We start from the raw sequence: 16,411 nt of genomic DNA, 5'->3' as shown, positions 1-16,411 counted from the left end.
GACGCAAAAAACGGGCAAATACAACGAATTCTTATATTTGCCCGTTTATCAGGAGGTTTATTTTCCAAATCATGGGATTTGCGTTTGGTATTCGAACTGATTCTTTGGAAAAGACAAATGACCACGGCTGTGCAGTATCCGGCTCCAGATGCAGACTTGGATCAAAAGTTTCCTCTGCAACAACTACTCCCTTATCGTCCGTTATTTGTACTTTGATGCGGCCGATTTCCAGTCTCTTTTCCCGACCGTTCAATAATAGGACAGTTGCAACCAATCCGCCGTTTTTCTTATATTTCCCTCTGACGAGTGCAGCTTCCAGGTCGCCTGATGGTTTGGACAGTGACTTTAAGATTTTCACCAATTCATCCTTCTGTTCCTTTGTTAATTTGCTATCCCAAACAGGATGAAAATGAAGCTTGACCATGCTTTACCCGCCTTTCAGTTTTTTGATTCCATCTAAAATAAAGTAGTCAATGATCATGATAAGAGAAACCACTCCTATTATTTCTATAATGGTTTCTGTAACAGTAATTTTTCTTTTTTCTTTTTCATAAAAGTAATTTTTGATGATTACAAATGCAGCCATTGTGATTGTTAATTGTATGGGTCCCATTTTTTTACTCCTTAAAAAATATTTCTTGTTTTTTGTCTATAACCTATTTTATAGGAGAAGGTGGGGGAAACACCAATAACACTCCGTTTCGACATATTTCCCGAGAAATATTTTCCAAGCCCGTCAGGACATTTCGAATTCACTTAAAATAACCTAATTTATTAGGATTCATGAAAAATTTTGATGGGAAATAAAAAAGCTGAGACTTGTTTTGGGAAAAATAATGACAGGGATATCGATTCCCTGCCATTATTTTGTGAGTGTAGATTCCCGGACAAGTCCTCTTTTAATCAGATTGATTTCTGTTTTAAGATTAGCCAAAGATTCATGAGGGGATAGATTGTGCGCAAATGTTTCGGCTAAATTTCTAAATATAATGGTCGAAATGATTTGTAAAGCGTGATACAGCTCCTTTTCGCTGGATATATTTAAGCTGCTTCGATCAACTAATGCAGCAGTCGCTTTAAAGTTTTCGCTGTTTTTGTCAGGGTCGGTGATCATTCTTCCAAAGAAACTTTCAATTTTTTGCGTCATGTTTAACAAAGCATTTTTCAAAAAGTGGAAATGCTCCTCTTCTTCAAGCATTCGTTTATAAAAATCAATGGCTGTTTCAAACGGGTCTCCGTTATGCATGCTGAGGATGGAGAGGAAATTATATTTTTCCTGCTCCGCCAGTTCGTTAAGCAGGTAGAAAAAAGCATCGTCTTTGTCCTCGAAATATTGATAAAAGCTTCCACGCGGGATTCCCGCTGCTTTTACAATGTTGGAAACGGAAGCCTCAAACAGAGGTACCCTTGAAAATTCACTTTTGAGCGCTTGAATCAATGTTTGTCTTTTTTCATCGGGTAAATTGTAAAATGTCAATTTAGGCATGATTCCTTCATCCTTTAATATTGATTTTCTCTATTTTCCGCTTCCAAAAATTTTACAAAGTGATTGATGGCCAGTACCGGCGATTCCTTCACCATTGCCGTGTATTTCCTTTTTAGTGAAGGCGAAGCCATGTCGCTTTTTTCAATCCGGCTGATGACATAATCCGCGCTGATTTTTTGAATTTCTTTCCGTTGGTGTTTCGCTTCCTTGGACAGCGCCATGCCAAGTGCCCCCAGCACTGCGTACAGGATGATGGTCAGCACCATGTTCTGCCTGTCCGGAATGAAAAATAAGATGGTGACCAGATTGAAAACAGAAATAAGGATCAAAGGCAGGGACCAAAATCCGTATTTGGACGCCTTTTTCATTAAAGGGGTTATCAGCTCATTCAGTTTTTCAAGCTCCCTCTGGATAAAAGGAGGGATATTTGCCATTGGAGTCATAGCTGCTTCACTCCTCATTTTTATTATGACACAATGTCATGTCTACACTTCCAGTATAAATGACAATGTGTCATTCGTCAAATGGTCCCATGTCGAAATTTGAACTAATATGTGAAAAAACAACGACTAAAAACAATAGATAGTTATATTTGTTAATATAAGGAAACAAACAAGTCTTAAGTACTAATAGTGCCCAATTAAACAGGTAGGCCAATTGTTTCGTTTTTTTCAAAAAGCCCTCAGTGCACTTTGTAAATGCTATGATACCTTTGAAAAGAAAATGTAAAAGGGGACTATGGAATGCTCATTAAAAAACTTGCCATGTTTGTAATGGCTGTCCTATTGCTGGGCGCATGCGGAAGCAAGGCCGATGATAAAAAAGAAGAAGCGAAGCCGGCAACGACAGAAGAGAAAACAGACGATACTAAGGCTGTAGAAGCGGATGCCGAACCGAAAGAAGAGGAAAAGGAGTCCGCTGAAAAAGAAGACGATGGATCAGTGTTGAATCCATATATCGCAGAGGATTTGGACGCAGATGTGAAAGTGGTGTATACGAATAAAAACCCGGGATTGAAACATGCGTACAGCGATAAGGTGACAATGGAAATTGATGAGTATCAAATTGTCCATGTTTCCAATATGAATGAATCAAGTAAGACGAACTTCGATGGTGAGGATGAGGGTTATGTTCTTACATATAAAATGACATTGGATAACAAGTCCGATGAAGACGTATTTTATGCGGGCGGCGTAACCTTATTGGCGGATAACGGGGTGGATTACATTATCCCGAGACAGCATCTGGTCGATCGAGACCAATGGCTGAAGGATGAAAGTACGAAAGATGCTTCCCAATATTCCAAAGGAAAAAGCTTCACCGGAATGAACGCCCATTCAATGACGAAAGCACAATTTGAGAAGCTGAGTTCACCGACATTGAGAATCGATGCGCTATGGCTGAATAACGACACATCCAAACGATTGGGCGAAGACGCTGTTTTTAAATTGCCATTTAATGATAAAGGGGCCGAAAAAGCCGCAGCATCAGGGGAACTGTATCAGGATAAAATGGTGACAGACAATATTGCGGACAAGGAAATCTTTTTTGAGAATACTGAGATTAATGAAACAAAAGAAATTGATGGTGTAAAAATAACGCTTAACGGCGTGCAGTATGCCGACGTAACTCCGACAGACGGCCATGCGGAAAGGTTTTCGAACTTTGGGGATAGCGGTCTGGTGGCGTTGACTGTAAAAATGACCATTGAAAACGGAAGCGACACGCCATTTGATAAATTTTTGGTTGACAGAAAATTGACGATCGATGGGGACCGCGGAACCATGTTCAACCAGGGAATGCTTGAGCCGAACTATTCCGGTACATCAAACCCAGGGAACAAAGATGAATTCCTCACGGTTTTCCTGTTCAGGAAAGACGAATTTGACATCTTTAAAAAGTTTGATATGCAGGTTGGCCCGCTAAAAGATGAGAACGCCAAGGAACTGTTTAAAGAGAAATCTGTTACGTTTGAATTGCCTGTGAAGGAATAATTCAGGGATGGTAGTTGGTCCGGCTCAAAATGATTCGTTTATTTTGAGCCGGATTTTTTGTATGGAAGACTTAAAGGGAGGCGGCTTTGATGGGCGAAAATGCGCGTTCCACTTGCGAAAATTAATGCTGCCCGGCTGGGTTTTCGATTTGCCTTATCTTCGGTAGTCATACGTATCCAATGCCTCCCGAGTATTTGAATTTAACGCTTCTTCGGTAGTCATACGTATCCAATGCCTCCCGAGTATTTGAATTTAACGCTTCTTCGGTAGTCATACGTATCCAATGCCTCCCGAGTATTTGAATTTAACTCTTCTTCGGTAGTCATACGTGTTTTTTGCCTGACCATGGTTGTCGTTTTGATCAGCGACTATTTTTTAAAAACAGAGATATGGCACAGCTCAGCCTCAATGTGTGAAAGCCCAGTTTCACAGTAATTCAAGCCCCTTATCCCAATTTCAATGTGATCAACATAAGTTTTAATAAACAGCTTGCTCCGGAATCGAATTCATTAAATCATGGATGCTGACCCGTCTGTATGAATATAGAGAAAATAAACGTTCCCAAATCACGGGGTCAAACCCTTGCAATGTACCGGTTGGATACAGGATAATGTTACTAGGATTTTTTATAAAAAAACTGATACAAAGTTGATTGATTGGCCAGAGAGGATTGATCATATGAGCATACCTAGAGCATTATCGATTGCGGGTTCTGCTGCAAGGGGCGGAGCCGGAATTCAGGCGGATTTAAAGACATTCCAGGAGATGGATGTGTTTGGGTTAAGTGCTATTACTGCGATTGTCGCCAATCATCCGCGCACAGATCAGGGTGTTTTTCCGATTGCATTTGATGCTATTGAAGCACAGGTGTATACGGCGCTGCGCGATATTGGGGCGGACGCGATAAAAACAGGGATGCTTTTTACAGAGGAAATCATCACCCATGTGGCCAAGTGGATTGAGGAATCGGGCACCCCCAATATTGTCGTGGACCCGGTCATGATTGGCAAAATGGGATCTGCGCTGTTAAAAGACGACGCCATTGAGGCTGTAAAAACAAAACTGATCCCATTAGCCACAATCATTACGCCGAATATGCCGGAAGCTGCGCGGCTGTTGGAAACTGAACAGCAGCTTACTTCCGTTGATGATTTGAAACAGGCAGCGGCCGAATTACAAAAGCTCGGCCCGAAATATGTCCTTGTCAAAGGCGGGCGTCTCGAAGGACCGGCGGTCGATGTGTTATTTGACGGCGAGAAATTCCATCTGCTTGAAGCGCCGCGCATTGATACAATCCATACAAATGGAGCGGGATGCAGCTACTCGGCCGCCATCACGGCCCAGCTGGCAAAAGGAAAATCAGTCCAGGAAGCTGTGGAGGAAGCGAAAAAATTCATCACAGCCGCCATTCGCCACTCCATTACATTTAAACGCGGAGTCGGCCCCACATACCATGCCGCCTATCAGAAATACGGCGAAACAGGGGTCAATGTTACAGTGGAAAAATGAGGAGCGCAAGGTCCAATTTTCAAGGGAGAAAACTGATTTTCTCCCTTATTTCAATATACCCCGATGATTATGCAAAACAAAAAGCAGTAAAAGCATCACGATGTCCAGCCTTGCGCCGAAAGCAAAATCCATGAATCCGGATGAAAGCAATGGTATTTTCGTTAAAATCAATGCCGCGACCATGATTCCCATTAATGGCATTACGGCAAGTCTCGTCCCCCTATTGATTAAAATCAGAATCCCGCACACAACTTCAGTTACCGCGACTGCCATCATCAACTGTTCGGGATACGGCAGCCTCAATTGAATAAATGTGTTGGCGAGTTCCGGATTCATCAATTTCATTGTACCGGAAACGACGAACACGTAGGCGACCGCCCACCTTACCAAAGTGATCATTCCCATCCCCCCTCATAAACTATATGTTTTGTTATGGACAAACATTGCATTGTTTTCATGTTTTATATTTGCGGCTTACGAAGCTGCAAATCCGATTCGCTATCGCATCGTTTTATGCGAAATCGGTTCGAATCATATCTTGTGAGGATTTTTATTTTTAGAAAAGGCCTGAGGTTAGGCCAATTTGCAAAAATATTAAAAGTGGAATATATTTTGCATATTAAAAAATGCAAGTATCCAAGGCGCAGTGAACTAAGCCCTTGGTTCATTTAGGAAGGGGGCTGAATAGCATTAAATTTTAAATTTATGAATCTTTCTGGACTAGCATTGCAAATTTTCCTTGAGAAAATTCGGGCACTTATATCTTTGAAAGCGACATCATTTGTTATGAACAATTTTCTCAAAAAGGAATCACGCCTGCTGCAAAGGAAGTGTTTCTAGAAAGTGGCAACCACTTTATATGGAAAAGGGGCATTTTTTAATCCCTTTGAAAACTGGAAAAACCTAAAAAGTTTTATAAGGTTTATTTTGAATGGGGGGAGTATATGAACCTGAGTGAGGCAAAAGAATTAAACGGTTCCTTGCAAGAGAGTGCAATTTCTGACGGGGGACAATTAAAGCGATCTTTAAAACTAAGGCATGTCGTTTTTATCGGCTTGGCGTATATGTCGCCTTTGGCAGTCTTTGATACATTCGGCATCATCTCCGACATTACTGGCGGCCATGTTCCGGCGGCCTACCTATTGATCATTGTGGCCATTTTTTTTACAGCGTACAGTTACGGAAGAATGGTAAAAAAATATCCGTCGGCAGGCTCCGTTTATACCTATACAAGAAAAACAATGAATGCGCATTTAGGTTTTCTTGTCGGATGGTCCGCCATGCTGGATTATCTTTTTCTTCCGATGATCAACGCGCTGCTGGCAAGTATTTATATGTCGTCCGCTTTTCCTGGTGTCCCATCGTGGATATGGATTTTTTTGACCATTGTCATTACAACGGCGCTGAATCTTTTTGGGGTCAAACTGGCGGTCATTTTTAACTACCTTTTGGTTATTCTGCAAGTGTTGGTCACCGTGATCTTTGTTATTTTGACTATCAGAATGATCATGTATGGCGATACCGGAAATACATTTTCCCTTAACCCGTTTTATACCGAACAGCTTTCTTTTCCGGCTGTTTTTGCAGGAGCATCCATTCTGGCACTTTCTTTCCTTGGTTTTGATGCAGTAACAACGTTGGCTGAAGAGACGATTGAACCAAAGAAGAACATCCCCAGGGCGATCTTCATCATTGCCTTGAGCGCAGGAGCTTTCTTTGTTACCGTAACCTATTTCATGCAATCCTTATTTCCGGATGTATCCGTTTTCGGCGATATTGAAGGCGCTTCACCGGAAATCGCGCGGTATATTGGCGGGGCTTTGTTCCACTCTATATTCATTTCGGGTTATGTTGTAGCGGTACTTGCCTGCGGCATCACCCAGCAAATGAGCGCATCGCGCTTGTTATATGGAATGGGGCGTGACGGAGTCTTACCCAAGAAATTTTTTGGATATGTTCACCCGCGGACTGGGCTTCCGGTGTTTAATATCCTGCTTGTAGGGGCTTTGGCCTTGACAGCTATGTTTTTGGATCTTACGGAGGCAGCTTCGCTTATTAACTTCGGAGCCTTTGTGGCCTTCACATTTGTCAACTTATCTGTGATCGTCTATTTCTTTAGGCGGGAAAAAAATCGGTCCGTCAAATCGATTATTACTTCCATTATCATACCAGGGGCAGGTTTGGCATTTAACATATACTTGTGGTTCAGCCTTGAGAAAAGTGCTATGATACTTGGGGTAGTTTGGGCGGCGATCGGCTTTGTCTATATTTTATATTTGACCAAGTTTTTTAAAGTCAGTCCGCCGGAACTCAGTAATAATGATCAATAACACATATAAAAAATTACATCATATGAAAAGAGGAGAATCATTATGGCAAGAACAATTAAAGACAGCACACCTAAAAAAGATGGATTCAGAATTCCGGGAGAATTTGAACCGCATAAAGGGTCAATCATCATTTGGCCGGAAAAAGGCTTTGCTTTCCGGAATGGGGGAAAACCTGCTCAGGAAGTAGCTGTGATCGTAGCAAATACAATCGCAGAATATGAAGAAATGACGGTGATCTGCTCCGCTGACCAGTATGAAAATGCAAGGGCAAGATTATCGGAAAAAGTCCGGGTTGTGGAAATGTCGACGAACGAATCATGGGTCCAGGATAAAGGGGCATTTTACGTCATCAATGATGAAGGGGAAATGAGAGGAGTCCAGTTTGGCTTCAATGCTTATGGTGGACTAAAGGAAGGGCTCTATTTTCCATGGGATTTGGACCAGCAATTTGCGCAAAAGCTTTTTGAACTGGAAAATATAGATTCCTATGATGCCAAACACTTTATTCTTGAAGGCGGAGCAACGCAGGTAGACGGAGAAGGCACCATTATTTTGACGGAGCAGTGCAATTTGAACCCGAATCGGAACGGGGATATGTCCAAAGAGGAAGTGGAGAGGAACTGCAAGGAATATCTTGGTTTGGACAAGGTCATTTGGCTAAAAAGAGGGATGCTGTATGATGAAACGGACGGGCATGTGGATGATATCCTCTTTTTCATCAAACCCGGCGTCATCGCCCTTTCATGGGTGGATGATGTGAATCACCCGCAATATCCGGTGTTCAAAGAAGCGTATGATATCCTTAGCAATGAAACGGATGCGAAAGGGAGAAAGTTTGAAATCCATAAAATTCATATCCCGGAAGTCATCCATATAACAGAAGAGGAAAACAAAGGATTTGATATTGCTGCGGATGCGGCGCCGCGTGAGCCGAATCAGCCGCTGGCCGTAACTTATATTAACGGATATTTCGTGAATGGCGGATTTTTGGTTCCTCAATTTAATGACCCTCGGGATCAGGAAGCTGTTCAAAAACTTCAGGAACTGATGCCGGATCGAAAAGTGATCGGCCTTCCGACGAAGGAGTGGTCTCTAAGCGGAGGCAATATCCATTGCATGACAATGGTTCAGCCGAGACCATAAATTTTTAAAAAGCTTGTAGAAAAAGCGGATTTTTCTACAAGCTTTTTCTAATGATATTCCGGATCAATTTTTGTCGTCCCTCCTTGCAGCCGCTTTGCATAAGCTAATACATGGATTTAAAAGCAAGGGGGTGTACAAGGAATATGGGGTTATATATTAATGAAGAAGAACACCTGTATATTTATAAAAGTGTGGAAGAGATTGATGAACCCAACCAATCGGTTGCTCAAATAGATGAATGGGCCGAATTTTTAGAGGTGCAGAAAAAAGCTAATGCCATCTGGCAGCAATCCTTTTCGGATTTAAATAAAATGGTGGAATATCAGGAGCAGGTGCGAAAAAATCAATGGAAGAAAATATCCTATCAGTTGAAAGATTTAAGAAGAAATGACCGGAAACATGATGAGGTCCATGAAAATGTGAAGGAGCAGTTGACGGCCATTGATGAAAAGAGCCGGAGGCTGGAGGAGAAGCTGGATGAGGAGACTCTTTTTAAAAAAGAGGTAATGGAGCAGCTTTTGCAGGTCAGTGGAACGAATGAGGAAATCGAAAATCGTTTGAAATCTGTTGAAGCCGACAACGAAGAGCTTTTAACAAAATTAAACGAGCAATATGAACTCCAAAGGGAAATGGCGGAACAAATTTCGAAGCAAGAGGAAAGGCATCAGGAAGTAATCAGCCGTTTGGACAGCCAAGAAGCGGTCACTGAAAAAATCCTGAGGCAAGTTACAAACATCCGCTCGATCCTGTTTGAAAGAGCCAACTACCTCGCTGAAAAAATCGAAAACAGCTACAAGCTCACTTCCTCGTACGTTTATAAACTTATGACCGGCTCCGTGGAGCCGCTGCAGCTTTTTCTGCTTAAGCAAAAGGAGCAGAAAAAAGAAAGCAAGGAAGAGAATCAGTGAAATGGAAATGCCGGGTCCGGCATTCTTTTTTTTTAAAAGCTAAAGAAATCATAAGATTTTACCGAATTTTCTCTTCAAACAAGATTAACGTAATGTCCAGCTTCAGGCGCCATCGGAGCAAGGATTAAGCCAATCGCTGATGAAGGCAAACTACGCCTTCGCAAGCGTAGTCTAGCTTTGCGCCGATAGACGGGCGCCTTGCGCATTTCTTATTCATGGCATTTTTATTAAAGGGCATGCTAAAAAGCGAACTATACACTTTAAGGAGGAAATTCAAAATGAAGAGGCTGGCTACATATTTTCTTGCGGCAGTCGTTGCGCTTGGAGTCATTGTTGGCATGGGATCAGCTGTCTCCGCTGAAATGCATGATGCGGAGTGGGGGGAGCGCCAATTTAAAAGCGACCCGGAAATGACGAAGAAGTATGCGGAAATGCTGGGAATCGACACAGAAGGCAAAGATATGGAAACGCTCAACAAAGAGATCCGTGATGTTTACATTAAAAAGCATGCGGAAGGATTGGGCATTTCAACTGAAGGAAAAAGCACGGATCAATTGGAGAAAGAGATTGAAAAGGTTTGGGTGACAAGAATTGCACAGCAATATGGAATCAGCACACAGGAAAAAGACATCAAAACCTTAAAGAAAGAAATCAAAGGAGCAAAGGTTAAAAAGGAAGCTTCTGAACTGGGAATTTCCAGTGAAGGCAAATCTCTGAAAGAGCTCACGTACGAGGTGCGGAAAGCACAAATCCTGAAGTATGCCAAAGAGTACGGCATTCAAACGGAGGGCCGGGACCTTCGCGAAGTGGCGATGGACGTGCGAAAAGCGATGATTCACAATGCAGCTGAAAAATTAGGTGTCAACACGGATGGAAAAACCGATCAGGAAATCTTTCATGAAATCATGATCAACCACGGGGAAAAGGCGAGGGAAATGAAACTGTTTCCGTTCAGGGAAGAGATCATATTATTCCCGAAAGGGCATCCGGGGATGCAGTAGTTTTTGCTTAGCTTAATTTTAAAAATAACGCTAGTGGTCAGGTTCAAAATAGGAAAGCGGGCATATTCGTGCCCGTTTTTTGGTGTTGGCTGTGAAAACGGTCACGAATGTGACGGATAAGTTCCCGAATAGGCCTCCATCTCCCCAAAACGGTAACGAATGGGCCGGATAAGTTCCCAAATAATCCTCCATCTCTCAAAAACGGTCACGAAACAGCCGGATAAGTTCCCGAATTTATCTCCACCTCCCCAAAAACGGTCACGAATCAGACGGAGATGCCCCTAAGTTTGCCTCCATCGCTGAAACCAGACACGAATGGATAAGTTCCCGCTTTTTACTGCTTTCCGTCAACCATGCCCAGGAACTTGATCCATTCATATATGTCCTGTTCCAGCCATCGTCCTTGAATATGCTTCTCATCCAGTTTTCTTCAATCGGAAAACACAATCGAAAATCAGCAGCAAGCCCTGTTTTGTTTTTTTTAGATCTGCATATTCCGATTCAAAGCGCCTTTTCAAGCTGCAAATTTTTCGGTAAACTAAATGAGTAATACAGCCTATATAGACGGAAGGAAATGACATTGAAAGAATCATTTATTATTCGACTGCCGGAAAACAACCGAGAAATTTTGCCATACTATTACGATTACGGTGTGGCGCTGGACAAAGTGCACGGATTTATTTTAAAACAGACCGGGCTTATTTTAAAAATGTATCTCGACAATGAAAATGTGGAAGAAATCTGGAATGTGCTGGAAGAGGATTTGGCTTCCGGAAAAGCGGAGCTTCTTTCCTACATTTTTGACCACGTGGAAACAGGGTGCATTGACTATGAGCAAAACGATAATGGATTTGTCATCAAACCATCCATTAACAATGCCGTTTATTTTTACCCGGATTATGAAATAGCGTTGGTCAAACTGCCGATTTTTCAAAGCTTTACAGATTATCAGCGTGAATTCATCTATGCCAAAGACGATGAAAGCCTGCTTTCATTTTTGCAATACGTTTACGAGCGCCAAAAGGAAATCATGAAGGATTGCGTCAGCGTCTTCACCGATACGGAAGAAGGAGTGGAACGGGAAAAGGAGAAAGTCACTTCCCTTGTAAGCAGAGAAGATGTGTTATTGGAAGAAGGATTGAAATCCGAAATTTACCGTTCGATTGACGAATTTTTCAACGAAAGCGGGGACTTTTTTAAAACTTATAACATCCCTTATAAAAGAGGAATCCTGCTTTACGGGCAGCCGGGCAATGGAAAAACAACGCTTGTGAAATCCATTGCAGGCAGTATTGATGCGCCTGTTGCGTATTGGCAGATCACGGAGTATACAACGAGCTACTCGATTAAAGAGGTCTTTTCCATTGTAGCGAAGATGGCACCGATGGTTTTGGTGATCGAGGACATTGACTCCATGCCGGAATCATCGAGATCCGTATTCTTGAACACGTTGGATGGTGCGACTTCGAAAGAGGGCATTTTCTTAATTGGCACAACCAATTACCCGGAAAAAATTGATCCCGCTTTGATCAACCGTGCCGGCCGGTTCGACCGTGCCTACGAAATTAAGCGTCCTGACTTCGAACTGCGCCTTCAATATTTACTTCAAAACAAACAGATGGAGCGGTTCATGGCGAAATCGGACATTCTTTATATTGCCGAGCAAACTGAAAAATTTTCCATTGCCCAATTGAATGAACTGTACACATCCGCAGCCCTTCAATGGCATTATGATCAAGCGGTTGATATTGATGGCATTATACAGAATCTGGAAGCAGCCAACGAAAAAACCCGCACACAGGAATGGGGAGAAGAGGACTTTTCCAAAGTGGGATTCGGCATGTAGGAGGTATTTTTCAAATGAATGAAGCTTCTTTAACGTATTGGAATGAATACTGGGGAAGTGAAAAAAAGCCTTCTTCCGTAAGCGCCTGGCAGTTCGGAGATGATGCGGATAAGCTGGCGCGCCTGGTGATTGCCGGCAAAAAACGGGCAACGTGTTCATGCCGGCTGCTTTATGACCTTGAAAATGAGCCGCTGCCAAAGGTGGATGATTACAGTGTCATTCTTGACAGCGAAGACCAGCCGGTTGCCATCATTCGAACAGCCGAAGTTGAAGTCGTTCCGATGAACGAAGTGACGGAGGATTTTGCTGTTTCGGAAGGGGAAGGATCCTATGAGGAATGGTGGGATACCCATGTGAGATTTTTCACAAATGAGTTGAACGAAAAGGGACTTACATTTTCCGAGGATCTGTTGCTGGTTTGCGAACGGTTTGAACTGATTGACAGTAACGAACGGGGAAAAGCACTGGCGAAAAGCCTTTGAGCGGTTAAGGTGCTCAAAGGCTTTTCGCTTTTTAACTGATTAAGGGAGTTTAAAATTTGACTGGCTTTCTATATGGATTGATGATCGATATGTCCAGCTCCAGCGCCCAGCGACTAGCAAACTTCGCCCTCCTTTCCTCGAAAAGGCTTTGCTTTTTCTGCGCGGATGTTTATTCGAGGAAGTGGCTCAGTGCACTACGATAAGTCAACATCGGCTCCGACGCACAGGATGTGCTAGTGCAGGCGAAGCGACAGGACGTCGCATCTTGAGCCTGCCTTCGTCGCCGTGTTGTCCGGCTACAAGTGCCATCGGCTCGAGGTCATAAGCCAATCGCTGCTGAAGGCAAACTACGCCTTCTTCAGCGCTCGTCTTATGCTTGTCGCCGATAAGCAGGCACTCTCCGCCTTTCCTTATCCTTTATCTCATTACGGAGTGCTCCAGTTTGTACGTCGCTAAACGGGCGCCTTCCGCTTTTCTTATTTATAAAGTCCCCCGGTATAGAGCTCCGCCAGGTTTTCAGAGACGGCATCCAAGTTTTCTTCAATTTCCCCCAGAACCAGCTCCCACATAACCTGTTCATTCATGTAAAACCATCCCTTTGCGATCAGGGAGGCGTCAAACTTTTCATTTGCCAATCCTGCTTCCTGGACAAATTGAATATCCTTTGTAATTCCTCCGATAAAACGGGCGCGGATATGATTCCATTTTTCTTCAACGATTGGAGAAACGCCTATCGCTTCTTTTACAACCTTCATCATTTCTTTTTCTTCCAAGGCTGACTGCATGAAAAGGCGTGTCTGCTTTAGAATTTGCGCGAAGGCTTCCTCTTTGGTGCGGGGCTTGAAAGGAAGGCCGGCGACGTCATACATTTTTTTCATGATCGTTTCCATCAATTCCGTAAACAGCTCGTCTTTATTTTTGAAATAGACGTATGCAGTGCCGTAACCCGTGTGCGCAAGCTTATTGATCTGCGTCATAGTCGCCTTTTGAAAACCGTTTTCCAAAAAGACCTCGCGGCCCGCATTCAAAAGGTTTTCCCTCGTCCGCATCGCCTGGAGCTGCCGCTTGGATAGTTGTTCAGAGCCGTCCATCCTATTCGCTCCTTCTCTCAGTTTAGCAATATTTTACCGCGTTCTATGTTTATAGGCAATCAAAATGATGATATAATGTCATTGACATAATATCATTGACTAGCAGTATTCGATTCGGTTATAGTAAATTTATACTGAAAATTCAGGGGCGAAGGAGTAGGTAAAATGGCTGAGATATTATCAAGAGAATATGCCAGACAGTTAGATCAAGAGGACGGACTGAAGAAATACAGGGAGGAGTTTTACATCCAGCCCGGAACGATTTATTTTGACGGGAATTCTCTTGGGCTATTGTCAAAAAGAGCAGAAGAATCACTTTTGTCCATGCTTGATTCATGGAAGAAGTTCGGAATTGATGGTTGGTTAAAAGGAGACAATCCATGGTTTTATTTTTCAGAAAAGCTCGGTAAAATGAGCGCTCCATTGATTGGTGCCGATCCGGAGGAAGTGATTGTAACCGGATCCACAACTGTCAATTTGCATCAAATCTTATCGACTTTTTATAAGCCGAATGGGAAAAGGACGAAAATTTTAGCGGATGAATTGAACTTTCCAACGGATATTTATGCGATCAAAAGCCAGCTTCGGGTCCACGGGCTTGATCCCGAAGAGCATTTGATCCAGGTAAAAAGCCGGGACGGACAGACGCTTGATGAGAACGACATCATTGAGGCGATGACGGATGAAGTGGCGATCATTGTTCTGGCAGGCGTCCTGTACAGGAGCGGACAGATTTTGGATATGGAACGTTTGACGAAAGCTGCACACGAACGCGGCATTTTGATTGCGTTTGATCTGTGCCACTCCATCGGTTCCGTTCCCCATTCCTTGAGCGAATGGGATGTGGATTTCGCTTTCTGGTGTACGTATAAGCATCTAAACGGCGGGCCAGGTGCGGTTGCCGGCATGTATGTGAACAAGAAGCACTTTGGAACGAGCCCTGGGCTTGCAGGCTGGTTCAGTTCAGATAAAAATAAGCAGTTTGACATGGAGCATGAATTGACGGCGGCACCTGATGCCGGATCAATGCAAATGGGGACACCGCATTTGCTCAGCGCAGCACCGCTATTGGGGTCTCTGGAAATGTTCGAGGAAGCGGGCATTGAAAAAATCCGCGAAAAGTCGCTGAAAATGACCGGGTATATGATGACGTTGATTGATGCCGAACTAAGCGGGTTTGATTTTACCGTGGCCAATCCTAGGGATGATGAAAAAAGAGGCGGCCATATTTTCCTTGAACATCAGGAAGCGGCGAGGATTTGCAAAGCATTGAAGGAAAACAACGTCATACCGGATTTCCGTACACCGAACGGGATCCGCCTGGCACCGATCGCGCTTTACAATACATTTGAAGAAGTGTGGCAGGTCGTTCAGATTTTGAAAAAAATCATGCAAAATGAAGAATACAAGAAATTTGAAAATAAACGTGATGTTGTCGCATAGCAGGGATGGAGGCCGGCTCTGCCGGACGTCCTTGTTTAACAGTTAAAATTTTGCCGAATTTTCTCTTCAAACAAGGGTTACGTAATGTCCAGCTCCAGGCGCCATCGGCGTAAGGATTAAGCCAATCGCTGATGAAGGCAAACTACGCCTTCTTCAGCGCTCGTCTAGCTTTGCGCCTAAGGCTGCGCGCCTTGCGCTTTTCGTTTGAAGGCGCTCACAAAATTAAAAGGAGGAGACAACATTGTCAAAGTCCATATCAGAGCTTTATAAAAAGCTAGACAGCGAGAAGGGAATCCATACCGATTTTAAAAACAACATGACCTACGGGGATTATTTGAACCTGGATAAAATTTTATCAAGCCAAAAGCGGCTGTCCGATCATCATGATGAAATGTTGTTCATCATTATCCACCAGGTGAGTGAGCTGTGGATGAAGCTGATTCTGCACGAATTGACAGCTGCCATCAAAGCGATTGATGAAGACGAGATGCATTCTGCATTTAAGATGCTGGCACGTGTGTCCAAAACACAGACGCAGATCATTCAGGCATGGGATGTCCTGTCAACTTTGACACCGGCCGAATATTTGGAGTTCCGGGACTCCCTTGGCCAGGCATCCGGATTCCAGTCTTATCAGTACAGACTGATTGAATTTGCGCTCGGATATAAATCAACCCATATTTTAAAAATCTACGAAAAAGATCCGGAAGTTCATGAGGCGCTGGAGTTGGCTTTTAAAGCTCCAAGCATTTATGATGTAGCTATCAAGGCGCTGGCCCGTGCCGGGTTTGATATCAATCCGGAACTGTTGGACCGCAACTTTTCAAAAGTGTACGCCGGCGACCCTACCGTAGCAGCAGCCTGGCGGGAAGTGTACCGCAATGTGGACAAATATTGGAGCCTGTATGAGCTTGCCGAAAAGCTTGTCGACATCGAAGACTGGCTGCAGCAGTGGCGTTTCCGCCATATGAAAACCGTTGAAAGGATCATCGGCTTCAAAGTGGGAACCGGCGGATCTTCAGGGGTCAACTACTTAAAGCAAGTGTTGGATCATCGATTTTTCCCTGAACTTTGGGATTTGAGAACTGAGTTATAAGGCTGTTTTGCAACCATCACTGGCGCATATGGGCTGGTGATGGTTTTAGATAAAAAATAATCAGACGGTTTAGAGCAGGGGG

16 protein-coding genes are annotated in these 16,411 nt (G+C 43.4%); 10 read left to right on the top strand and 6 right to left on the bottom strand.

What is annotated here, in order from left to right; all coding sequences use genetic code 11:
- Nucleotides 1–31: 31 nt before the first annotated feature.
- The 4 genes from D4N35_RS08045 to D4N35_RS08030 form a co-directional block, all read right to left on the bottom strand.
- Complete coding sequence (locus D4N35_RS08045) at nt 32–424, bottom strand: SLAP domain-containing protein (RefSeq protein ID WP_120072278.1); 393 nt, start codon at nt 422–424, stop codon at nt 32–34.
- Nucleotides 425–427: 3 nt separating this feature from the next.
- Nucleotides 428–613, bottom strand: a complete 186-nt coding sequence (locus D4N35_RS08040) for a hypothetical protein (RefSeq protein WP_120072276.1) — start codon at nt 611–613, stop codon at nt 428–430.
- A 249-nt stretch (nt 614–862) separates the two neighbouring features.
- Nucleotides 863–1,486 (bottom strand): TetR/AcrR family transcriptional regulator, encoded by a 624-nt coding sequence (locus D4N35_RS08035; RefSeq protein ID WP_120072274.1) that lies wholly within the window; start codon nt 1,484–1,486, stop codon nt 863–865.
- Between the two features lie 14 nt (nt 1,487–1,500).
- Complete coding sequence (locus D4N35_RS08030) at nt 1,501–1,929, bottom strand: DUF5392 family protein (protein ID WP_120072272.1); 429 nt, start codon at nt 1,927–1,929, stop codon at nt 1,501–1,503.
- Nucleotides 1,930–2,229: 300 nt separating this feature from the next.
- On the opposite strand from D4N35_RS08030, the gene D4N35_RS08025 reads away from it, so the two are divergent.
- Nucleotides 2,230–3,480: a DUF5068 domain-containing protein gene (locus tag D4N35_RS08025; protein ID WP_120072269.1), complete on the top strand. Its 1,251-nt coding sequence runs from the start codon at nt 2,230–2,232 to the stop codon at nt 3,478–3,480.
- Nucleotides 3,481–4,158: 678 nt separating this feature from the next.
- Nucleotides 4,159–4,989, top strand: coding sequence for a bifunctional hydroxymethylpyrimidine kinase/phosphomethylpyrimidine kinase (gene thiD, locus D4N35_RS08020; protein ID WP_120072267.1), 831 nt, complete (start codon nt 4,159–4,161; stop codon nt 4,987–4,989).
- 45 nt (nt 4,990–5,034) lie between these two features.
- Here thiD and D4N35_RS08015 read toward each other — a convergent pair whose 3' ends face one another.
- On the bottom strand, nt 5,035–5,388 hold the full coding sequence (locus D4N35_RS08015; RefSeq protein WP_120072265.1) for a DoxX family protein: 354 nt from the start codon (nt 5,386–5,388) through the stop codon (nt 5,035–5,037).
- A gap of 596 nt (nt 5,389–5,984) precedes the next feature.
- Between D4N35_RS08015 and D4N35_RS08010 the strand changes: the two genes are divergently transcribed.
- The 6 genes from D4N35_RS08010 (at nt 5,985) to D4N35_RS07985 (ending at nt 12,699) form a co-directional block, all read left to right on the top strand.
- A complete protein-coding gene (locus D4N35_RS08010; RefSeq protein ID WP_120072338.1) occupies nt 5,985–7,319 on the top strand; it encodes an APC family permease in 1,335 nt (444 codons plus the stop codon).
- Between the two features lie 42 nt (nt 7,320–7,361).
- Nucleotides 7,362–8,462 carry an agmatine deiminase gene (aguA, locus tag D4N35_RS08005; protein WP_120072263.1) on the top strand — a complete coding sequence of 367 codons (1,101 nt, stop codon included), beginning with the start codon at nt 7,362–7,364 and terminating at the stop codon, nt 8,460–8,462.
- A 143-nt stretch (nt 8,463–8,605) separates the two neighbouring features.
- Complete coding sequence (locus tag D4N35_RS08000; protein WP_120072261.1) at nt 8,606–9,370, top strand: hypothetical protein; 765 nt, start codon at nt 8,606–8,608, stop codon at nt 9,368–9,370.
- A 278-nt stretch (nt 9,371–9,648) separates the two neighbouring features.
- Nucleotides 9,649–10,371 (top strand): hypothetical protein, encoded by a 723-nt coding sequence (locus D4N35_RS07995; protein WP_120072259.1) that lies wholly within the window; start codon nt 9,649–9,651, stop codon nt 10,369–10,371.
- A gap of 574 nt (nt 10,372–10,945) precedes the next feature.
- Nucleotides 10,946–12,217: an ATP-binding protein gene (locus tag D4N35_RS07990; protein ID WP_120072257.1), complete on the top strand. Its 1,272-nt coding sequence runs from the start codon at nt 10,946–10,948 to the stop codon at nt 12,215–12,217.
- Nucleotides 12,218–12,231: 14 nt separating this feature from the next.
- Nucleotides 12,232–12,699: an ASCH domain-containing protein gene (locus tag D4N35_RS07985; protein ID WP_120072255.1), complete on the top strand. Its 468-nt coding sequence runs from the start codon at nt 12,232–12,234 to the stop codon at nt 12,697–12,699.
- A gap of 476 nt (nt 12,700–13,175) precedes the next feature.
- On the opposite strand, the gene D4N35_RS07980 is transcribed toward D4N35_RS07985, so the two are convergent.
- Complete coding sequence (locus D4N35_RS07980) at nt 13,176–13,790, bottom strand: TetR/AcrR family transcriptional regulator (RefSeq protein ID WP_120072253.1); 615 nt, start codon at nt 13,788–13,790, stop codon at nt 13,176–13,178.
- Nucleotides 13,791–13,955: 165 nt separating this feature from the next.
- On the opposite strand from D4N35_RS07980, the gene kynU reads away from it, so the two are divergent.
- Together kynU and kynA are read left to right on the top strand one after the other, a co-directional pair.
- Nucleotides 13,956–15,233 (top strand): kynureninase, encoded by a 1,278-nt coding sequence (kynU, locus tag D4N35_RS07975; protein WP_120072251.1) that lies wholly within the window; start codon nt 13,956–13,958, stop codon nt 15,231–15,233.
- A gap of 316 nt (nt 15,234–15,549) precedes the next feature.
- Complete coding sequence (gene kynA / locus D4N35_RS07970; RefSeq protein ID WP_235870335.1) at nt 15,550–16,329, top strand: tryptophan 2,3-dioxygenase; 780 nt, start codon at nt 15,550–15,552, stop codon at nt 16,327–16,329.
- Nucleotides 16,330–16,411: the final 82 nt, after the last annotated feature.

The organism is Siminovitchia fortis (assembly GCF_003605365.2).
GTDB classification, from domain to species: Bacteria; Bacillota; Bacilli; order Bacillales; family Bacillaceae_C; genus Siminovitchia; species Siminovitchia fortis.
This window is presented reverse-complemented; position numbering and strand designations above follow the sequence as displayed.